Origin of the sequence: Cupriavidus sp. DF5525, from assembly GCF_040149425.2 — a bacterium.
Lineage (GTDB): Bacteria > Pseudomonadota > Gammaproteobacteria > Burkholderiales > Burkholderiaceae > Cupriavidus > Cupriavidus pickettii_A.
Window position 1 is genome coordinate 1,789,875 of sequence record NZ_CP168265.1, and the last position, 20,560, is coordinate 1,810,434.

20 protein-coding genes are annotated in these 20,560 nt (G+C 64.7%); 10 read left to right on the forward strand and 10 right to left on the reverse strand.

Translation table 11 applies throughout. The features are described 5' to 3' along the window. Positions 1 to 33 precede the first annotated feature (33 nt). The 3 genes from ABNX08_RS08455 (at position 34) to ABNX08_RS08465 (ending at position 2,010) form a co-directional block, all read left to right on the forward strand. A complete protein-coding gene (locus ABNX08_RS08455) occupies positions 34 to 234 on the forward strand; it encodes a putative PEP-binding protein (RefSeq protein WP_022534753.1) in 201 nt (66 codons plus the stop codon). Between the two features lie 48 nt (positions 235 to 282). Further along, positions 283 to 1,215, forward strand: coding sequence for a 1-phosphofructokinase family hexose kinase (locus ABNX08_RS08460; RefSeq protein WP_041681363.1), 933 nt, complete (start codon positions 283 to 285; stop codon positions 1,213 to 1,215). A gap of 375 nt (positions 1,216 to 1,590) precedes the next feature. Beyond that, complete coding sequence (locus tag ABNX08_RS08465; protein ID WP_349605077.1) at positions 1,591 to 2,010, forward strand: DUF2188 domain-containing protein; 420 nt, start codon at positions 1,591 to 1,593, stop codon at positions 2,008 to 2,010. A 668-nt stretch (positions 2,011 to 2,678) separates the two neighbouring features. Here the strand turns inward: ABNX08_RS08465 and ABNX08_RS08470 are convergent. From ABNX08_RS08470 to ABNX08_RS08480, 3 genes are all read right to left on the reverse strand, one after another. Further along, complete coding sequence (locus ABNX08_RS08470; RefSeq protein WP_022534755.1) at positions 2,679 to 3,680, reverse strand: zinc-dependent alcohol dehydrogenase family protein; 1,002 nt, start codon at positions 3,678 to 3,680, stop codon at positions 2,679 to 2,681. 31 nt (positions 3,681 to 3,711) lie between these two features. After that, a complete protein-coding gene (locus tag ABNX08_RS08475) occupies positions 3,712 to 4,167 on the reverse strand; it encodes a universal stress protein (protein ID WP_022534756.1) in 456 nt (151 codons plus the stop codon). A 148-nt stretch (positions 4,168 to 4,315) separates the two neighbouring features. Then, positions 4,316 to 7,030 (reverse strand): HAD-IC family P-type ATPase, encoded by a 2,715-nt coding sequence (locus ABNX08_RS08480; RefSeq protein WP_349605075.1) that lies wholly within the window; start codon positions 7,028 to 7,030, stop codon positions 4,316 to 4,318. Between the two features lie 231 nt (positions 7,031 to 7,261). Between ABNX08_RS08480 and ABNX08_RS08485 the strand changes: the two genes are divergently transcribed. From ABNX08_RS08485 to ABNX08_RS08500, 4 genes are all read left to right on the forward strand, one after another. After that, positions 7,262 to 8,620: an MBL fold metallo-hydrolase RNA specificity domain-containing protein gene (locus tag ABNX08_RS08485; protein ID WP_022534758.1), complete on the forward strand. Its 1,359-nt coding sequence runs from the start codon at positions 7,262 to 7,264 to the stop codon at positions 8,618 to 8,620. A gap of 61 nt (positions 8,621 to 8,681) precedes the next feature. Further along, positions 8,682 to 9,524, forward strand: coding sequence for a universal stress protein (locus tag ABNX08_RS08490; protein ID WP_022534759.1), 843 nt, complete (start codon positions 8,682 to 8,684; stop codon positions 9,522 to 9,524). Positions 9,525 to 9,815: 291 nt separating this feature from the next. Next, entirely contained in the window at positions 9,816 to 11,159 is a 1,344-nt protein-coding gene (locus tag ABNX08_RS08495) for a PAS domain S-box protein (RefSeq protein ID WP_022534760.1), read from the forward strand. Beyond that, positions 11,156 to 11,803 carry a response regulator transcription factor gene (locus ABNX08_RS08500; protein ID WP_022534761.1) on the forward strand — a complete coding sequence of 216 codons (648 nt, stop codon included), beginning with the start codon at positions 11,156 to 11,158 and terminating at the stop codon, positions 11,801 to 11,803. Before ABNX08_RS08495 ends, ABNX08_RS08500 begins: the two co-directional genes overlap by 4 nt. Before the next feature lie 36 nt (positions 11,804 to 11,839). On the opposite strand, the gene ABNX08_RS08505 is transcribed toward ABNX08_RS08500, so the two are convergent. Further along, positions 11,840 to 12,238, reverse strand: a complete 399-nt coding sequence (locus tag ABNX08_RS08505; protein WP_022534762.1) for a response regulator transcription factor — start codon at positions 12,236 to 12,238, stop codon at positions 11,840 to 11,842. A 298-nt stretch (positions 12,239 to 12,536) separates the two neighbouring features. Between ABNX08_RS08505 and ABNX08_RS08510 the strand changes: the two genes are divergently transcribed. Continuing rightward, positions 12,537 to 13,073, forward strand: coding sequence for a hypothetical protein (locus ABNX08_RS08510; RefSeq protein ID WP_022534763.1), 537 nt, complete (start codon positions 12,537 to 12,539; stop codon positions 13,071 to 13,073). Between the two features lie 132 nt (positions 13,074 to 13,205). Further along, complete coding sequence (locus ABNX08_RS08515) at positions 13,206 to 13,373, forward strand: hypothetical protein (protein ID WP_349605072.1); 168 nt, start codon at positions 13,206 to 13,208, stop codon at positions 13,371 to 13,373. Here ABNX08_RS08515 and ABNX08_RS08520 read toward each other — a convergent pair. The 6 genes from ABNX08_RS08520 to ABNX08_RS08545 form a co-directional block, all read right to left on the reverse strand. After that, positions 13,368 to 14,090, reverse strand: a complete 723-nt coding sequence (locus tag ABNX08_RS08520; protein WP_022534765.1) for a carboxypeptidase-like regulatory domain-containing protein — start codon at positions 14,088 to 14,090, stop codon at positions 13,368 to 13,370. The genes ABNX08_RS08515 and ABNX08_RS08520 overlap by 6 nt on opposite strands. A 138-nt stretch (positions 14,091 to 14,228) precedes the next feature. Further along, a complete protein-coding gene (locus tag ABNX08_RS08525; protein ID WP_022534766.1) occupies positions 14,229 to 16,931 on the reverse strand; it encodes a bifunctional acetate--CoA ligase family protein/GNAT family N-acetyltransferase in 2,703 nt (900 codons plus the stop codon). A gap of 56 nt (positions 16,932 to 16,987) precedes the next feature. Continuing rightward, positions 16,988 to 17,641 carry a BON domain-containing protein gene (locus tag ABNX08_RS08530; protein WP_022534767.1) on the reverse strand — a complete coding sequence of 218 codons (654 nt, stop codon included), beginning with the start codon at positions 17,639 to 17,641 and terminating at the stop codon, positions 16,988 to 16,990. Positions 17,642 to 17,735: 94 nt separating this feature from the next. After that, complete coding sequence (locus tag ABNX08_RS08535) at positions 17,736 to 18,383, reverse strand: BON domain-containing protein (protein WP_022534768.1); 648 nt, start codon at positions 18,381 to 18,383, stop codon at positions 17,736 to 17,738. 68 nt (positions 18,384 to 18,451) lie between these two features. After that, the gene (locus ABNX08_RS08540; protein WP_022534769.1) at positions 18,452 to 18,916 is read right to left on the reverse strand and encodes a cyclic nucleotide-binding/CBS domain-containing protein; all 465 of its coding nucleotides are present in this window, start codon (positions 18,914 to 18,916) and stop codon (positions 18,452 to 18,454) included. A 26-nt stretch (positions 18,917 to 18,942) separates the two neighbouring features. Continuing rightward, the gene (locus ABNX08_RS08545; RefSeq protein ID WP_022534770.1) at positions 18,943 to 19,365 is read right to left on the reverse strand and encodes an Hsp20/alpha crystallin family protein; all 423 of its coding nucleotides are present in this window, start codon (positions 19,363 to 19,365) and stop codon (positions 18,943 to 18,945) included. Between the two features lie 362 nt (positions 19,366 to 19,727). Here ABNX08_RS08545 and ABNX08_RS08550 point away from each other — a divergent pair, with 362 nt between their 5' ends. After that, positions 19,728 to 20,522 (forward strand): helix-turn-helix domain-containing protein, encoded by a 795-nt coding sequence (locus ABNX08_RS08550; RefSeq protein WP_022534771.1) that lies wholly within the window; start codon positions 19,728 to 19,730, stop codon positions 20,520 to 20,522. Positions 20,523 to 20,560: the final 38 nt, after the last annotated feature.

Sequence of the window (20,560 nt, forward strand, 5' to 3'; positions counted from 1 at the left end):
CTGTTTGACGAACAGAGCGATGCAGTCAGATAGATGATCTGGAGCGCCATTGCAATAGCACATGAGGCCAGCGCCCACGTGGGCTTGTGCGGAAAAGCACCGAGCGACCGTATTGGTTTCGCCGGATTCCTGGGCGAATGCGGGATCGATTCCATTTCAGTGACCCCGGACAGCTTCATAGCGGTCAAGCACACAGTTGCCGCCGCCGAAGCCGCCATGGCGATGGCGCGTTGAACAACAACCCTTCAGCATACGGCGGGGCCATGCCAACCCTGATGGATGATGACAGACATTTTGACCATTACCCCGAATCCCGCCGTGGATGTGGCAACCTCGATCGACCGAGTGGCAGATACGCGCAAGCTAAGATGCGGCGAGGCGAGGCGGGATCCGGGAGGCGGCGGGATCAATGTGGCACGCGTTATACAGCGCCTTGGCGGTGATTGCCTCGCCATCTATCTCGCTGGAGGTGCGACGGGGATGCTATTGCAACATCTGCTCGATGCAGAGCGAGTGCCAGGCGTGTGCCTTGCGATTGCCGGGGAGACGCGAGAGAATTTTTCCGTGACTGAATCCTCCACCGGACGCCAATTCCGCTTCGTTCTGCCAGGGCCAAACGTAGCACAGGACGAATGGGAGCGTTGCATCATTCATCTTGAGACGCTCGCCAAGCCGCCGCGATATCTGGTGATGAGCGGCAGTCTGCCACCCGGTGTTCCTGTAGATTTCTATGCAAGACTTGCACGCCTGGCACGCGCGCGCGGCACGCAGATTGTCGTGGACACTTCGGGTCCCGCGCTCGTTTCCGCATTGAACGAGGGAGTCAGTCTGGTCAAACCGAGCCTGGCCGAACTACGTGAGTTGACTGGCTTGCCATTGCACGGTGAAGAAGAGTGGCGCAATGCCGCGTTGGAAGTTGTCCGAGACGGGCGCGCGCAGATGGTGGCACTTACGCTCGGCGAGCAGGGCGCATTGCTGGTGACCGCGGATCAGACCTTTCGAGCGCCAGCCTTGCCTACGCCAGTGTCCAGTTCTATCGGGGCGGGCGACAGCTTCCTTGCTGCAATGGTCTGGGCGCTGAAGCGTCACGCAAGCAAGAAGGAGGCATTCCACTATGGGCTGGCGGCCGCTTCTGCGACGTTGCTGAGTGCGGGAACAGGGCTTTGTCAGCGCGCAGACGTCGACCGGAAGTACCGGGAAATCTCTGGGGGATGAAACCTGGGACAGGACAAGCGTTGGAGCATCGCAGCAAACGGTGATGCCTGCACCGCTCACTTCGCGCCCGTCGCTTCAGAGACTGTTTCGCACGAATCAGTCTCGATCAGTTCGCCGCGAACGGCTACGTCCGCGGAGTTGCTGTCTGGCTACATGGCGCAGACCCGGGCTCCCGCAGTTGCGGCTCGTGAACAGGAGTTCTTTTCGCTTTCCCGGCTCGACTCTCGGCCGCCTTGTCGAACGTGTGGTACGCGGAGACACTGTCGTCCAGTTGCGCTGCCCGCGGCTTGCGGAGGGAGCATGGGAGGAACCCCATTCAGGGCAGATCGTGATCAACGCCGCGCGTCGGCAGCGGGGAGCGCGGATCCTTGATCCATGGCAAATAGCCTAGGTGGTTCGGGTCTTATATTGGATTTGCAGCAGGACGTAAAAGTCCCCAATGAGTTCGATGCCGGCGGGTACTGGGTGCAGCTGGTTTCACATTTAAAACCGGAATTGCGACAGGGTGGTTTCTTCTCGCGAGATCCGATCGTCAAGTTATCTAATTGCTTGGGGGAAACTATGTCAATCCATAATATTTGCGTCGCACCAGCTCATCTTGGTTGGACCATCCGTGCTGAAGATAACGCAGCTGTGGGCAAGTCCTTTGGCTCGCTTAATGAAGCCATAGAAGCAGCTACAGATATCGCAAAGCTAGAGAGGGCCGAACTCGTCGTCTATGGGCTTGACGGCAGGCTCCGGCTGCGACGTTCCTTCAGTGAACGAACGTCGGAAGCCACTTCGTTCTCGCGTTGAACGGAGGAGAGTGTCGAGGTAGCCGTTGGAGCCGCACTTAGCGGGCATGTCTGCGCCAGGCCTTGCAGAGTTTGCCGCGAGGGACCGGTCAGACAGACTGACGCCGGGGCCATCAGGCTTGTCCGGCTCTGCGCAAATTCTTGCTAACGTGATCACAAAGCGAGGCGATGCAAACGTTCAAATATCGGCCGCCAATCGAGACGTTATCAAACGATTTTATTCAGCCCACACATGGAAGATGATCGCACGCGAACAACTTCGCTTCGTTCTACGGCAAGGCAAGGCTGCAATCTCTTTGGCTGCATTGCAGACTTTCGCTGCATTGGCGTCATTGACCGCTTCCGGCCCCTTATCTGACGATCGTTCGAATTGTTCGAATTGAGCCGACAGTCCGGATTGTCCAAAAAGACAGTCCCTCGCCCTGGGCTGCTTAGCGATGCACAAAGTACGTGACGGCAACCGCCGTGCTCGGCGTGGCCGTGCTTGCTAGGTGCGGTCGTCCTTTTGGGCGCCGATAGTCGTGTCGCCATCAGATCCACGGCTTCCCCGTCCAAGACGTGGTACGTTGTGCGAGAAGCATTGCCGATAATGCGCCAGGTTCCGAGCCGATGCCATAGCGCTGCTGCATTCGCCTTCGGCCCCGCGTTCGTGAGCGGATCCGCGGGGGCTCAGGGAAGAATAGTCAGGACGGCGGCGCCAGCCAGTCGGCCCTCGCGCATGTCGGCCAGTGCAACATTGGCCTGTTCGAGCGGGTAGGCTGTGGTATGGATCTTCAGCGGCGTGCGGGCTGCGATCTCCATCAGCGCGTCGCCGTCGGCACGCGTCAGGTTGGCCACGGAGCACAGGCGCCGCTCTTCCCACAGAAGCGAATAGGGCATGGCGGGGATGTCGCTCATATGGATACCGCCACAGACTACGATGCCCCCCTTTTCTACCGCGCGTAGCGCACGCGGCACCAGCTCCCCCAGCGGGGCGAAGATCAGCCCCGCATCCAGCGGCACCGGTGCGTCGAGATCGCTGGCACCGGCCCAGCATGCACCTGTGCGGCGAGCCAGCTGCTGTGCAGCGTTGTCTCCCGCGCGAGTGAAGGCATAGACCTCCCGGCCCTGCGACACGGCAATCTGCGTCACCAGGTGGGCCGCCGCGCCGAATCCGTAAATGCCGATGCGGCGCGCGTCGCCCGCCATATGTAGAGTGCGATAGCCGATCAGGCCGGCACAGAGCAGTGGTGCGGCGTGCTCGTTGTCATAGCTGGCGGGAATGCCGAAGCAGTAGCGGCTGTCGGCTACAACGTACTCCGCGTAGCCGCCGTCGCGCGTATAGCCGGTGAATTGCGGCGCGTCGCAGAGATTTTCACGCTGCCGATGGCAGAATCTGCACTGGCCGCAGGTATGGCCCAGCCACGGCACGCCGACACGGTCGCCTTGCCTGAGTGCGGTGACACCGCTTCCGCACGTTTCGACCGTACCGACGACTTCGTGCCCCGGAATGAGCGCAGGCTTGGGGTGGCGTAGGTCGCCGTCGACAATATGGAGGTCGGTGCGGCATACGCCACAAGCTGCAACCGCTATGCGTACCTCACCCGGTCCCGGCTCGGGGACCGGCACACGCCCCAAGCGCAGGGGCAGCCCCGCACCTTCGAACTGCATCGCTCGCATGATCTCCTGCATGGCACGGTCCTTGTTGGTGCTCGGGTCGGGGTCAGCCTTCGATCTCGCTACGGACCAGCAGCACCGGCCTGATGGTCTGCGCGAGGACGCCTTCTGACACGCTGCCCATCAGCACGCGCCTGACGCCGCGCCGGCCATGGGTCCAGAAAGCGATCATGTCAGCATTCCGGGTGTTGGCTTCGTTGACGATGGTCGACGAGATCCGGCCTGGGGCCACCGGCTTCTCGTCCAACTGCGCATTGCACCGGATACCGGCTTCGCTAAGGTGGGCTGTGGTCGCATCCAATGCCTTGCGGCCATGAGAGACCAGCTTGTTGACCAGTTCGTGCGGGTCGAAATAGCCGGCCTCGAAGTAGATGTCGCTGTCGTCCACCACGTACAGCACCTTGACTTCCGCGTTGGTGGCCCGGCCGATGGCGATGGCCTGGCTGAGCGCCAGGTCGGAGGACCGGCTGCCGTCCACGGCAAGCAGGATGCGCTTATACATGAGATGTCTTCCTGAGGGGGATTGACCCAAGTCCCTTATTAGGATTCTATGTAATCAGCGTAGATGGCGACGGTGGATTCGGGTTGACATGGCTCAACGCCGGCCGCGGGGCGATGGAATCCTGAGTAGGCGAGCACCGGTCTCTGCGCTACACGTTGCACCGCCGGCTCCACCATTTGTCCAGCTCCACCGCAATCGTCAATGTCAGCGCGAGCGACAACAGCCCGGCCCACGTCGTAGCCGACACAGGTGTGAGGCTAAGCGTGTCACTTAGCCCGGGTATGTACATGGCAGCGATATGGAATGACTGGGCGGCCAGTACGCTGGCCACCAGCATCGGATTGGCGAAGACCCCCTGTCGGAATACGGAGTGGCGCTCCGAACGGCTACTAAACGTCTGCAAGTTCTCAAACAGCACAAACAGCAGCAGCAATTGGTTGCGTGCCTCGTCTATGTGATAGCCGCGGTCGAGCAGCCAGTAGAAAGTTGCGAATCCCCCTACGCCCATGACAAGAGTCGAATAGCAGATGCGGCGGATCATTACGCGGTCAAAGATCGGTTCCCGGGGCTTGCGCGCCGGATACGACAGTTCATCGCCTTCCGCGTGCTCGGTAGCCAGAGCCACATCCTGGATGCCATTGGTCACGAGGTTGAGCCACAGCAGCTGCACCGGCAGCAATGGCATTGGCAGACCCAGGGGAATCGCCAGCAGAAACAGAACCACTTCGGCCGCGCCGGTGGAAACCACCATGAAGATGACTTTGCGAATGTTCGCGTACGCCACCCTGCCTTCATGGATGCCGTTGACGATGGACGCAAAGTTGTCATCGGTGAGGACAATGTCTGCGCTTTCCTTCGCCACTTCAGTTCCCTTTCGGCCCATGGCCACACCGACGTGTGCGTGCTTGAGCGCAGGAGCGTCGTTGACGCCGTCGCCAGTGACTGCCACGAAATGGCCGGTTCTTGCCAGCGACAGGACAATGGACAGCTTTTGGTCCGGACTGACGCGGGCGTAGATGCGCGCACGGTGGGTCAGTTGGTCGAGTCCGTGCGGCCCCTCGCTCTCGGCCTGGCGCACCTGCTCGCCCGTCACGACCTGGTCCGCGGTAAAGCGTAGCCCCGCCTGCGCTCCAATTGCGCTGGCCGTCAACGGATCGTCGCCAGTCACCATCGCCACGTCGATGCCGGCGCTGTAGCAGCGTCGGATAGCCTCGGGGACCTCTGGACGAACCGGATCCTTCATGCCTGCCATTCCCAGAAAGGTCAGGTTGACCAGGTGCCCGTGTCCGTAGGACCCGTCCGGCTCTGCATCAATCGTGCCTTCAGCGAACGCCAGCACGCGTAGTCCTTGGGCGGCCAGCGCTGCTTTTCCCCGAAGCAGTGCCTCGCGCCGGATCGGCACGGCATGGCCGCGAGCAGCCGCCTGGTCGCACATGGCGATCAGCGTCTCGGGCGCTCCCTTGACGAACACGCGGATCGTCTCTTCGTGCCGGTGGAACGAGGCCGCGTACCGCAGGTCTGGCTCATACGGGATACGGCCCACCAAGGGGTACCGCTGTCGGATCTCATTGGCTACGGTGCCTCCCTTGTGCGCTGCGGCCAGCAGCGCCACGTCCACGCTGTCCCCGGTGCCAGTCCAGCCGTCGCGCTCCCTGGATAGTTGGGCCTCGTTTGGCAGCGCCGCGGCCCTTAGCAGGGCCGCTACCCGCGTTCTCGCGTCCTGGTCGGTGGTGCCGGCCGCGTGGATCGTGCAGTTGTCCAGGTCGTGCCCGACGTCGCAGGAAAACGCCGTGCCGTCGGGAAGCCGGATATCGGTGACGACAAGCTCGTTCATGGTCAGGGTGCCGGTCTTGTCGGTGGCGATCATGGTGCAGGAGCCAAGCGACTCCACGGCGGGCATTTTGCGCACGATCACGTGGGCCTTTGCCATCCGCCGCATGCTGATCGCCAGCGCCACCGAAATGGCGACGGGCAGTCCTTCGGGGATCGCGCTCACCGCCAGTCCGACCGACATCATGAACAGTTCGCGCAATGCCATGCCGCGCAGCATACCCACCAACACTAGCAACGAGACAGCCACGCCTACCGCCACCGCGATCAGTCGGGAAAAACGCTGGAGCCTGAGAATCAAAGGTGGCTGCGAGATGGATTCGCGGCCCAGTTCCCGCGCAATCCGGCCAATTTGCGTGGCAGCGCCAGTTGCCACCACGATGCCGTGGCCCCTGCCGCGGAGCACCACCGTGCCGGCGAAGGTCAGGCACTGGCGGGCGCTCGCTGTGGCGTTGCTGGGATCACATGCGGAGAGCTTGCGCACCGGTAGCGATTCGCCGGTCAGCAGGGATTCATCGCACTGCAGGTCAATGGTGTAGGTCAGTTTCAGGTCGGCCGGCACTCGGCTGCCGGCTTCCAGCACCACCAGGTCACCCGGTACCAGGGTACTTGCGTCGATCTCCTGCTGCACGCCGTCCCGGATCACCGGGGCACGGGGCTGCTCCATCTTGCGCAGCGCCACGGTCGCCTTGTCCGCCGTATGCTCCTGTGCGGTGCCGATGACTCCGTTAAGCAGCAGTACTGCCCCAATGAACAGTGCGTCCTTCAGGTCACCCAATGCGAGCGACACCGCTGCCGCGGCCAGGAGGATGTAAATAAGCGGACTGAGGAACTGGCGCAGAAACAGCGCGACAACCGACCTCGGGGCCGCCTGAGGCAGCACATTGCGGCCCACCTCGGCCAGCCGCGCACGAGCCTGCGCGGTGGTCAGGCCGGGTGGGACGTGCCCCGGATCTCTGCCATCCCGAGTACCGTAATGTTCTTCGTCAGATCGGGGGCGATCCGTTTGCAACGCGCTGGAGCGATTTTGCATGAGGTTTCCCAAGGTATGCTCGGCGCGGGACCACGCGTGCGGACTTCTGTCGGCCCTGCGCGTACGACACGTGCGGCGAGGGCCGGACACTGTTCAAGCGTAGGTACTCGCGTGTCCGCATGATTGATCCGTATCAACCACCACTCGGTTCCCCCTCCTAGACTGGCTGTATCGGCCAGCGGCACCCGTGGCGGGACCAACGGCTTCGCGCAAGCGTCAAAGGACACCAGCATGCAACTGCAATTCCTCGGCGCGACCGATACGGTCACCGGCTCCAAGTACCTGCTCGATACCGGTAGTCACCAGGTCATGGTCGACTGCGGCCTGTTCCAGGGATACAAGACCTTGCGACTTCGCAACTGGGACCCACTGCCGCTCGATCCGGCCAAGCTCGACGCCGTGGTGCTGACCCATGCCCACATCGACCACAGCGGGTATTTGCCCCTGCTGGTGCGGAACGGCTTCCGCGGCAGCGTGTACTGCACCATGGGCACCGCGCAGCTGTGCGGCATCCTATTGCCAGACAGCGCCCACCTGGCGGAAGAAGACGCCGCTTACGCGAACCGCAAGGGTTTTTCGCGTCACCGGCCCGCATTGCCTCTTTACACTGCCGCCGACGCTGCACGAGCAATGCGGCGGCTCCAGCCGATGCAGTTCGGCAAGCGCTTCCAGGTAGTGCCCGGCGTAGAGGCGGAGTTTGCCCGGGCCGGACATATCATCGGGGCAGCTATCGTCACGTTGTTCGTCGACGGCAAGCGTATCGTCTTCTCAGGCGACCTCGGGCGGCAGCAAGACATTGTCATGCGCGCGCCGGAAATGGTGCGTCTGGCGGATTACCTGCTGGTGGAGTCCACCTATGGCGACCGGCGGCATCCGGACGACGACCCGCTCGATGTGCTCGGCGAGATAGTCAGCCGGACAATTGGCCGCGGCGGCAGCTTGATCATCCCCGCTTTCGCGGTGGGGCGCACGCAGAGCCTGTTGTACTGCCTGCACCGCCTGCGCGAGCTCAAGCGAATCCCCGACGTGCCGGTGTACCTCAACAGCCCGATGGCCATCGACGCGACCATGATTTTCTCGCTGCATCCGGAAGAGCTGCGCATCAGCCGCGAAGAGTGCGCCGCAGCCTGCAATCTCGCCACCCCGGTGCAGAGCATGGAGCAGTCGATCTGGTTGAACCACGACCGAAGTCCCAAGATCATCCTGGCTGGCAGCGGCATGGCTACCGGTGGTCGTGTGGTCCACCATCTTGCCGCCTACGGTCCGAACCCTCGCAACACCATCCTGCTTTCCGGCTTCCAGGCGGCGGGTACGCGCGGCGCAGCGCTGGCCGCAGGCCGGCGCGACATCCGCGTCCATGGCAAGGACATCGCCGTGCATGCGTCGGTGGAGCAGGTGGAGAACCTGTCCGCACATGCCGATGCCGCGGAACTTATGACCTGGCTTGGCGGCTTTCACCAGGCGCCGCGGCGTACGTTTGTTGTCCACGGCGAGCCACAGGCAAGCGACGCGCTGCGCCAGCTTATTGAGCGCGACCTGCGCTGGGCGGTCACCATGCCGGAGTATCGGCGGTCCTACCCGCTCGATTGATCCAGCCCGGCGCCTGCCCTATGCATTTTTCGTCACGTCGGCCAAACCACGGAATCACGTCATGGACTTTAGAAGCATCCTCGTCGACCTCAGCGCAGATGCTGCCCGGTCGGCACGCATTGAAACAGCGGCACGGGCTGCCGCGAAATTTGGCGGCAGCGTGGTCGGACTGACTGCAACTGGAACAAACCTGGAGCCGTTTCGTGGGGCGGGCGAAGAAGCCGGGCAATACGCGGCGCTTGCCGCCAGCCAGCTGCACAAACTGGTTGCCGGTCACAAGGAAGCCCTCGACACGCTGACCGAGCAAGTTTCGCCGGACATTCCTACCCGGCATATCGTTATCGACGCCGAGTCCGGCTGGGCGCTTGCCGACGAGGGCCGTTTCGCCGATCTCATCCTTCCCGCACCGCCGTCGGCGGATGCCGATGTGCCGGCGCTGCTGGCCGGGGTTGCGGAGTATGCGATGCTCAATGCCGGCCGGCCCATCTTGCTGGTGCCGGGCGCGGCCGGCCCGCGATTTGGTGGCCATGTGGCCATCGCATGGAACGGCGGCCGAGAGGCCGCGCGGGCGGTAGCGGACGCATTGCCGTGGCTCGAGCATGCCAGTGCTGTTTCCGTCCTGGTGGTCAGCGCAGGCAAGTATGGTGCTGCCATTGAGAAAGAGGCCTACCGTGACAGCGGGAACCGGCTGACAGCGTGGCTGGCCAGCCATGACATCAATGCCAATCTCCTTGTCGGGGAGGGCGACCCCGACCACGTTCTGCTGCAACTTGCTTGCAAGGTACAGGCCGACCTGCTGGTCGCCGGCGGCTATGGCCGTTCCCGGCTGAAGGAGCTTGTGCTGGGTGGCACCACCCGCGCCCTGCTGCGCCAGTCATCTTTGCCAGTCTTCATGTCGCACTGAGGGGTGACCGCTGCCAGTGGGGCAGCGCACGGCCTGGCCGCAGGCGCTTCGTTCGGCCGGCATATTGCGTGCCGGCCGAACGTTGGTTTGCCGACATACCCGAGCCGTTTCCTGATCTAGTGTCTAACATGCGTGACTCAGCCGGTGTCGGCACACGGGTTGTGGCTCCGACGTTGCCTGCAACTGCGAGATTCCGGTTTTGAGCCGCATCGAGCACAACTCGCTTCTCGTGCAGTTGCCTTTCCGCGCACAAACTCTATAGTCCATTGGCAAGGTAACAGAGACGAGAGCATGCCCCTGAAGGCGTCTTCACTTGATCCGCAGGCGAGCAGGCAAGCCAGTCCGTCTCCTGCATGGAGGCCTGCGGACATCGCCCTCGGACTGAGCGTCGTGCTGGCTTGCGTTGGGCTGGCGTACTTGTTGCAAGCTGCCGTGGAGCGCTACCGCGCTCTGGTGCTGGCGCCAATGGTGCCTGTCCTGGGCGCAGGCAGCGGTCTGCTGCTGGGGCTTTATCTGATCCGGATACGCAAGCTCAGGCAGACCACCGCAGACAACCTCCGGCGGGTGGCCGAAAGCGAGGCACGGCTGGCCGGCATTATCCGGTCCTCGATGGAGGCAATCATCACAGTGGACAGCGAACAGCGCGTCCTGTTGTTCAATCCCATGGCGGAGACGCTGTTCGGCTGGACGGCAGCTGACGCGATCGGGCGCAAACTCAGCAACTTCATCCCGCAGCGCTTCCGCGCTGTCCATGAAGAGCACGTGCGCCGCTTTGGCGTTACCGGGGTATCGGAGCGCCAGATGGGCAGACAGCGCACGCTTCATGCGCTGCGCCGCGACGGCAGCGAGTTCCCGATTGAAGCGTCGATCTCGCAGACCTCGGACCGCGGCGGCAAGCTTTATACCGTGATGCTGCGCGATACCACCGAGCGGGTACGGGCGGAGGAGGCGCTACACCGCTCCCGCGAAGAGCTGGAACAGCTCTCCGATGGCATCCTCACCGCGCGGGAAGAGGAGAAACGCCGCATCGCCCGTGAACTGCACGATGACCTTGGTCAGCGCCTCAGTGCCCTGAAGATGGATCTCGCCATGCTGGAGGCCGACGTACTGGAAGGCCGGGATGCCGCCAGCCTGTCGGCGGAGATAGCAACCATGCATACCGTGATTGACGAGACGGTGGCGTCGGTCCGGCGCATTGCCACGGATCTGCGCCCGGCGCTGCTGGACGAATTGGGCATGGTGCCTGCAATCGAATGGCTGGCCAACGACTTCTCGACCCGATATGGGTTAGCCGTATCGGTGGTCGCCGCGGACGACGAGGTGCCGGAAAAGATCGCCGTCGCCGCATTCCGCATCGTTCAGGAGGCGCTAAGCAACGTGGTTCGGCACGCCAACGCCAGCAGGGCAACGGTTTCCATTGGCAGGGACGGGCCGAACCTGCGGCTCGAAATACATGACGACGGCTCTGGGTGGAAGGAGCGTCCAGCGGACAACGGTCAGCGCAAGTCGCTGGGGCTGCTGGGGATTCGCGAGCGCGCCCGGTTGCTGGGCGGCGACGTCCTTGTCCAGAGTTCGCCCGACGATGGCTTTCGCCTGGTCGTGCGAATTCCGCGGGAGCAGGGGGAACGGGCATGACAAGGGTGATGATTGCGGATGACCATACTGTGGTACGGGATGGCCTGCGGCATATCCTGGAACGGGCCGGTGTGTTCGAGGTCGTCGGCGAGGCGGCCGATGGTACGCAAGTGCCCAGGATGGTACGGGAATGCAACCCGCAGGTGCTCTTGCTTGACCTTTCCATGCCTGGCAGGAGCGGGCTGGAATTGATCCGCTTGCTGCGCGGCGAGCACCCGGCCTTGCGTATCCTGGTCCTGACCATGCATGCGGAGGAGCAATACATCGTCCGCGCGTTCCAGGCCGGCGCAGCAGGCTATCTGACCAAGGAAAGCGCGGCCACGGAACTGGTGTCCGCCATCGGGCAGGTAGCCCGGGGCGGCACCTATGTGAGCCAGTCGATTGCCACAAAGCTGGCAAGCGGGCTGAAGGACCAGACCGACGACCTGCCGCACCTGAGGCTGTCGGACCGCGAGCTGGAAGTGTACCGGCGGCTAGTGCTCGGGGAGCCCATCACGGCGATCGCCACGGCACTGTGCGTCAGTGCCAAGACCGTGAGCACCTACAAGATGCGGCTGATGGAAAAAATGCAGATGCCCAATGAGGCCATGCTGTTGCGCTATGCCATGCGCAATCATCTGTTCGACGACGACACTGACCTGTAACGCCACATGGCCGCGCTGGCCTCCGCCGGCTTCATACTATGGCCGCGAGGTCGCCGCCAGCCCGGCCATGACCAGGCGCAGTGCATCGAGTTCCAGCGTCTTGTCGAAGCAGTAGCTCCCGCCTGCCTTCAGGCAAGCGCGGCGCAGCGGCGGGCCGAGGTTATCGGCCAGCACGATCACGATCGTATGCGGCAGCATCGACCTCAGTGTCCTGACCTCCTGGAGCGCATGAGCATAGCCGGTGCCCAGGCTGATCAGGACGACGTCCGGGCGATGACGCATCAGCCCGGCAATTTCCGTGGCAGCGCTGGCGCCCGAACCCGCGACACGGATGCCAGCCATTCGACCGAGCAAGCCGAGCTGCCTGGTTCGGATCGCATTGACATGCTCGAGCAGGTACACGGTGAGGAGATTGGCTTGATTGCGGTCTGGCATGGCCAACAGTATCGCCCCCGCTCTAGCGGGCGGCAAATAAAGGACGGCTGAGAGTGGCGTCAGCGCGCCGGAAGGCGCTGTCAGTGATCTCTGACATGCACGTCCACGTCTTGTCGGCTTGGCCGCGCAGTACGTCAGCTCCGGCAAGCAAGCCAGCGGCGTGGCATCGGGTCGTCGGTGACGGATGTGGCCGTGCCTTGATGTAGCCCAAGATCGCGACCGCGTGCACACCTACTCTGGAGGGCATCACCGGCGCAGCCGACGTTTATCGGCTACCGACTTGTCTCAGGAGATTCCCATGCGCGCGATTGCGCTTACCGCCTGCCTGCTCTGCCTGGGCCTGTTCGTTGCCATCCCCGCGGGCGCTGCTTCGCCGGAGTCGTCCGCGGTTCCGGCGGCGCCGGCGGTTCAGTACATGAACGGCATCGACTACGTTTCCGGCGGGATCGGGGTGGAGCAGGTGGCGGTCATGCGCAGCATTGCCGGGCGCTTCAACGTCCATATGCACTTTGTGAACGAAGCCGACGGTAGCAGCTTGTCTGACGTCACCGTGACACTGTTCGACGCTCGGCGCGAGATTGTGCTGCTGGTGCTGAGCGAAGGGCCGCTGCTGTACCTGCGGCTGCCGCCAGGCGACTATCGCGCGCTGGTCCGCTCCGCAGGCGCGATCGAATGCCGAACCGTGCGCGTGCGCCCGGATGGCACCGGACCGTCGCTTCTGCTGCGCCTTCCAGGGGATTCCCTCGTCGCGCCGGCGCGGACAGGGAACCCGCGCCAGGCGATGCGGCGCGCGCAGGGCGGTGGCACCGATGGCTGCTACCGCGGCGGGGCCTAAGACATGGGCCTCGTGCGCGCGGCACCGTCGGGGAAACGCTGAGGCCGTTGCCGCCACCGGGATGAAGGGGAGCCTGCGATGCCTTGGAGTGCTGACCGATATCCCGCTTCAATGAAGCGGCTACCGCCGGCAATGCGCCTGAAGGCGATCGAAATTGCCAACGCCTTGCTCGCCAGCGGCCATGACGAAGACATGGCAATTTGCGTTGCCATTGCCTGCGCGCGGCGGTGGGCTCGCAGGCATCCGGATCAACTGGCGGGTACGCCGCCAACCGGCACCGACTGGGACCAATGGCTATGATGCAGGCGTCCAGCGCATCGTGCTGGACACGCCGCCCTTGGCCGGCACCACCAGCGTCTGCTCGCGCTCCTTGCCATCCGCGCTGGCGACGACGCGATAGCGGCCTGGCGGCAGCTGGACGAACAGGAACGGACCATCGGACACGGCAGCGAAGCGCTGTTTGCCGCGGCTGTCATAGATATGCGTGTCGACACCAGCAAGGTATTGACCGCCGCTTCCGGTGAAAGTGAGCCGCAGGCTGTAGTCGCCGCTGGCCTTGCGCAGGTAAGCCGCCTCGTCCTGGCCGACGCCGCCGGTCAGGTAGCGAACGCCATCGGCGTCCCTGGGCGCCGGCATGCCATCCGCCGCGGTTGCTCCCGCCGCGCGCGGACTGCAGTCCATGCCGTAGCGGCTGCCAAAGCGGTCGTTCATCCCCATACGCCGGTTGTCAGACCCGCCGTGGCGCAGCGTGACGCCGCGCTCGCTGGCGCGCGTCGCGATCAGGTCGTGAGTGCGCTGCATGATCGCCTGGCGCTCCTGCGCGGACGTGGCGCTGCGCAGTCTTGCGCAAATGTCGGCATGCTCCGCCTCGGTGAGCAGGTCTGCGCCGCGGACTGCCTCGCGGGGCCGCGGCGCGGCAGGCGACGGATCGGGCTGGGCCAGCGCCGGCGCGGTGCCGGCGCAGAGCAGGGCCGCCAGCAGCAGGGTCCGGCAGCCAAAGACACGTTGAAGGTTCATGGTGGGACAGTTCCGCAACGGGTTTATGAATGCGAGCCAGCCTGCCGCCGTCTGCCCCAGGGGACGCTTGCAGGCAACGAGCAGCCTGCTCGCCTGCTACCAGCGTAGGCCGCCCGCCGCGCGCGCCAATTGCATGTCTCAACCCTGCGTGTGAACGCCGGCATTCTCCTCGTGCAGCGCAAGGTGCAGACTGACATCGTCGGCGCCGGCCGCGATGCTCGTCCTGAAGCCGCAGGCGCGCGCCAGCGTCAGCATGGCCCGGTTGTGCTGCATGGTGCAGCCCACCAGCGCGCCGATGCCCTTTACGCGCGCGTAGCGGATCATCTTCTCGAGCAGTAGCTTTCCCAGTCCTTGTCCCTTGCAGTCCGAGCGCACGGCGATGCCGAACTCCGCCTGGAGATTGTCCGGATCGGCAACCGCCCGGACCTCCCCCAGGATGGAAGTTTGGCCACACGCATCGGTAGTCGTCGCGATGAACGCCATCTCCCGCGCGTAGTCGATCTGCGTGAGTCTTGCCAGCTGGCTGTGTACCGGCTCTCGGAACGTGCAGAAGTAGCGTGCATGGATATCTTCCGGCGTCAGTTGGCGGAAGTAAGCCTGGTAGGCCGCTTCGTCGGCCGGGCGCACGGGCCGAAGCACGACGGTGCGGCCGTCCTGCTCGACGCATTCCTCCAGCGCCTCCGGATAGGGCTGGATGGCCAGCCGCGGGCGCGTACCCGACGCCGGCACCTTGACGGCGATGCGGGCATCGAGCGCGATGACGCCTGCCGCGCTCGCCAGCAGGGGATTGATATCAAGTTCCGAGATCTCGGGAATATCGCAGACCAGGCGTGATACCTGTACCAGTACCTGGAGCAAGCCATCCCCGTCGACGCCCGAGTGTCCGTGCCAGCCTTCCAGCAGGCGCTCGATGCGGGTGCGCGACACCAAATCTTGCGCGAGCAGCGCGTCGAGCGGTGGCAGCGCAACCGCATGGTCGCCGATGCGTTCGGTGTTGACGCCGCCATGGCCGAACAACAAGACGGGGCCGAACACGGGATCGCTGGTGGCGCCGACGATCAGCTCGAAGCCATCGCCGTGCCGGACCATCGGCTGGACGGTAAAGCCTTCCACCCGTGCTTCCGGGGCTTGCTGCCAGATCCGCTCGAGCATGGCGCTGCCGGCGCTGCGCACCGCAGCGGCGTCGGCGAGGTCCAGTGCAACGCCGCCCGCGGCAGACTTGTGCGTGATGTCCGGAGACAGGATCTTGAGCGCTACCGGATAGCCGATCCGTGTGGCCTGGTCGACGGCCTCATCGATGCTTGCCGCGGTCCGGGTTGCGACTACGGGGACGCCATAGGCGGCCAGCGCGGCCTTGGCCTCCGGCTCGGTCAGCAACTCCCTGCCGGCGCGCAGGGCATTGTCGATGATTGTGCGCACCTGGTCCTTGTCAGCCGGCGTGTACGTGCCGTCTGCGGGCGGCGTGCGCATCAGCAATTGCTGGTTCCTGTGGTATTCGCAGGCCTGCAGGAAGCCGCGCACCGCCCGCTCCGGGGTGTCGAAGGTCGGCACGCCGGCATGCTGGCACAAGCGGCGTGCCTGCTGCACGGCATCCGCCCCGAGCCATGCGGTCAGCAGCGGCTTGCCGCCCGACGGCGCGCTGACGATCGCGGCCGCGATCTCGGCGGCCGGCACGATGGCCGTGGGCGCATGGATCATCAACACAGCGTCAACCTCGGGCGCCTCGCAGAGGAGGGCGTAGGCCTGCAGGTAGCGCTCGACGGGCGCGTCGCCGATGATGTCGACCGGATTCGCGCGCGGCCAGGTGGCGGGCAGCGCGGTGTCCAGCCTGGCCAGGGTCTGGTCTGACAGTCGGGCCAGGGTCCCGCCGGCATCCGCCAGCGCATCCGTCGCCATCACGCCGGCGCCGCCGCCATTGGTCAGGATGGCGAGGCGCTCGCCACGCAGCCCGCGCATGCGGGCAAGCATCTCGACGGCGTCGAACAGGCCCTCGGTGCTGTCCACGCGCAGCATGCCGGCACGCCGGATGGCGGCGTCGTAGACGTCATCGGCACCGGCCATGGCGCCGGTATGGGACGCGGCGGCGCGTGCAGCCTGCGCCGAGCGCCCGCCCTTCACGATCAGCACCGGCTTATTGCGGGCGGCGGCGCGCGCCGCGGACATGAACTTGGCGCCGTGGCGGATCGCCTCCACGTAGAGCAGGATGGCATGCGTCTCGGCGTCGCCGGCAAGGTAGTCGAGCACGTCGGCGGCGTCCACATCGGCACTGTTTCCCAGCGAGATGAAATGGGAAAACCCGATCTGCCGCGAGCGCGACCAATCCAGCACGGCGGTGGCCAGCGCGCCGGATTGCGTGGCGAATGCCAGCTTGCCTTGCCGGGCCGTGCCGGGTGCGAAGCTGGCATTGAGGCCGACCCCCGAAGCGATCAGCCCGACACAGTTCGGCCCGAGAATCCTGAGCAGATGGGGCCGCGCCGCGTCCAGCATGGCTTGCCGCAGGGCGCCTCCGGCGCTGTCCTCGGGACCCTCGAAGCCGGAGGTCAGCACGATGGCCGCGCGCGTGCCGGCGGCGCCAAGCTCGGCGATGAGCCCCGGGACGGTGGGCGCGGGCGTGCACAGCACCGCGAGGTCCGGCGGTGCCGGCAACGCGCCGACGCGCGCGTAACAGGGTTGGCCCGCCAGCGTCGCATACTTCGGATTGACCAGGTACAGCTGGCCGGCAAAGGCGCCCGCGGACAGGTTCTCCAGCACGGTCGCACCTACGCTATGCGGCCGCAGCGTCGCGCCGATGAGCGAGACCGAGCGCGGACGGAACAGGGCATCGAGGTTACGAACAGTCATGGCTGGCTCTCATGGCAACCGCCGGCAGCCCCGGCGTCCTGGGCCCTGTCGGGAGGTCAGAGATTCACCTGGATGATGTTCGACACCTCGCTGACCCCCGGCGCCGCCCAGGCGGCTTCGAACGCGGCCTCGCGCTCGGCCCAGCTGCGCAGGCTTCCGCGCAGCGTCACCACGCCGTCCTTAACGTCGACGGTGACATGGGTCGCGTCGTCCGCCGCCTGGCGCTCGATGGCCCTGGCGATCCGCTCCTTCACGTCGTGGGCCGCGATCGCGGGCTGGACCACAATGGCGTTGGCTACGCTGACCACTCCGTAGAGGCCGGCCACCGCGCGCTCCGCGGCCAGGCGCTGGTAGTTCCAGTCGACCGTGCCGGTCAGCGTGACGCAGCCGTCCTCGACCATCACCTGGATGCGATCTGCGGGCAGCACCGAGGTCCACGCCAGGATGTTGCTCGCGGCGCGTGCGATGTCGGCGTCCGTGCGCTGCGCGTCATCGGGCAGGCGCACATCGATTTCGACGGCCAAGCCCTTCACGCCGGGCACGCGCCTGACGGCCTCTTCGGCGGCGTACTTGGTGGCATGGCTGGTGAGATGGCCGGTCAGCGTCACCACGCCGTCGTTGACCTGGACGCCGACCTCCGCGGCATCGACGGCCGGGTCCCAGGCCAGTTCCTCGACCACGTGCTGCTTGAGCTGGATATCGCCTTTCATGTCGGTTGCCTCCTGTTTGCCTTGCGCCCTCGGGCGCGATGGCGGCGCGTGCCGCCTGCTCCGTGCGTGCCGGCGCGGACACGCGGCATCGGCGTCACGGCCGCGTTTCCAGCTGATCGATGACCGCCGAGATGCCCGGCGCCGACCATACGGCACCGATGGCCGCGCGGCGGTCGGCCAGGGAATCCACGTGGCCGCTCAGCGTGGCGGTGCCGTTCTCGACCTTGACGCTGATATGGTGGGCCTCGCGCACGGCATGGCGGCGCAGCGCCTCTTCGATGCGATTCTCCACATCGGGGGGCGCGGTCTTCTCATTCATCCGGATGTTGTTGACGACGCCGATCACGCCACGTAACTGGCTGACCGTGCGTTCGGCCAGGTTCTTCTGGTAGCCCCATTCGACGTTGCCCGACAGCGTGACCCAGCCGCGCTCGACGCGAACCTTGATGACATCCGAGGGCACATGTACGTGCCATTGCAACGCCTCGCGAGCCGCCTCCGCAATGGCTTCGTCGAGGAAGGCGCCGGGCGGATGCACGTCGAGCTTGACGACGACCGCGCGTACGCCTGAGACGCGTTCCGTGGCGCGCTCGGCGGCGAGCTTCTCCGCATAGCTGGACAGGTGCCCGTTCAGCGTGACGATCCCCTCATGGACCTCGACGCCGATGGACGCCGCATCAATCGCCGGGTCCCAGTCGAGTTCCTCGGCGACGTCCTTCTGGATCTGATGATCTGATTTCATGCTTTACCTCTGTACGAGCCCGGCGCCGAAAAGGGCACCGGGTGCGGGGTCAAAAGACGCATTGGTGGTCAAGTGTGTAACCGGGTCGGCGCGCTGCCGGAACGCTCTCGCTCATGCTCCTTGCGCACGAGCGAAAACAGCATGCCCCAGTCGGTTGCGAGGGCGGCGAACAGGTCATCGAGCGCAATCACCCCGATCACTGCCTCGCCATCCAGCACCGCCAGGCGCCTTACGCCGTGCGTCAGCATCAACTGCATTGCGTCGGCGACGACGGCATCCCGTTGGATCCCCACCAGAGCACGGGTCATCACCTCGACCACGTCGGTCTGGCATGGGTCGGCACCGGTGGCCGTCGCACCGATGACGATGTCCCGGTCCGTGACCATGCCGACTGCGCGCGTCCCGGCCGGTGAATTCTCTGTCACGATCAGCGCACCGACGTGGCGGTCCCGCATTTGTACGGCAGCTTCCTGCAGGGTGCAGGACAGCGGGACATGCACGGCTTTCGCTGAGCAGATATCCTGGACTAGCATCCCGGTCTCCTTTTCGGCGCACTCGCCTAACGTACGGTAATGCGTTGCTGGGTCGAGCTTTCCTTCTTGGGCAGCACCAGACGCAGCACGCCCTCCTGGAAGCTGGCATCGATCTTTTCCGTGTCGATGTTGCCGTCCAGCGTAAAGGCGCGCTGCATCGAGCCGCTGTAGCGCTCCTGGCGGATCACGCGGTCGCCTTCCTTCACCTCGGAAGCCTTCTCGAGCTTGGCGGAGATCATCACAGTCCCACGGTCTACGCTGACGTTGATGTCTTCCTTCTTCACGCCCGGCAGGTCGGCGGTAATGGTGAAGCTGCTGTCGGACTCGGCCACGTCGACCTTGAACGGCAGTTCGGTGTCAGGCGCAATCCGCCAGTTGCGCAGCATGCTCTGCAGCAGGTCGCCGAGCGGTTCGATTGAAAACGGGTCGTAACGCTTGATGTTGGTCATCTCGGTCTCCTGGGAGGGCGGCGCGCGGTGCGCACCGGATGCTCTTACTTTGGCAAGCCGGGCCAATTGCGGTTTGCTTTGCATCAAACGGCCGCAGATTGTCCTCGGGTGTGTGCGCCAGATACCGGTGTTGCGTCACATGCGCCTGCGCGGAAAGCCTGGGCGTACGGCATGACCGGTGTCAGGGAACCCTGACAAGCGACGCTGCATTCCTGACACGCAACTCAGCGCAGCCTTCTAGGCGTGGAACCCGTGCCGTCCAATACTTCAATCAAACATAGCGGCGTGCATGCAGATGCGGTCCGCCAGGCGATGTGCGAACGCGGGTCGGAACCAGGAAGGCCGGCGGAACGGAGACAACCATGTTTGACTTGCATACTGAGGTTGATGCTGTTTGTGACGCGACCGACATGTCCGGCGCGCTCGACAGGCGCGAGGATGGGATGCCTGCAGCGAAGGTGCCGGGCGATGGTCGGGCCAGATGCACGACCTGCATGATGCGGAATATCTGCATGGCCGCCGCCAGCCTGGAGGCCGGCGAAATGGCCCGCTTGGACTCCGTCGTGCAAGGCTGGCGTTCGGTCAAGCAGGGCGAACGGCTGTACCGCGCCGGCGATCCGTTCCGCAGCCTCTATGCGGTCCGCGTCGGCTCGTTCAAGACCGTGGTGGCGCCGGAGCGGGGCAAGGAGACCATCTCGGGCTTCTTTATGGCCGGGGACGCCATCGGCATGGAAGGCGTCTGCCAGGAAACCCATAACTGCGATGCGATTGCCCTGGAAGATAGCGTGGTCTGCGTGATCCCCTTCCACCTGCTCGAGGCGCTTTGCCGCGAGATCAAACCGCTGCAACGCCAGTTGCACAAGATGTTCAGTGCCGAGATCGTCAGGGAATCGCGCCAGATGATGCTGTTGGGCAATATGTCCGCCGAGCAGCGCGTGGCGGCATTCCTGTTGAACGTCTCGGCACGCTACCGCGAGCGGGGCTATTCGGCCACGTCCTTTGTGCTGCGCATGACGCGTGAGGACATCGGCAGCTTTCTCGGCGTGACCCTGGAAACCGTGAGCCGGATCTTGTCAAAGTTCCAGCAGGAAGGGCTGCTCACCGTGCAGGGCAAGACCATCGAGTTGCTCAACCTAGACGCCCTCGATGCTCGCTAGCAGCGTCATACGCGGCAAGGCATGACGTGAACGATCCC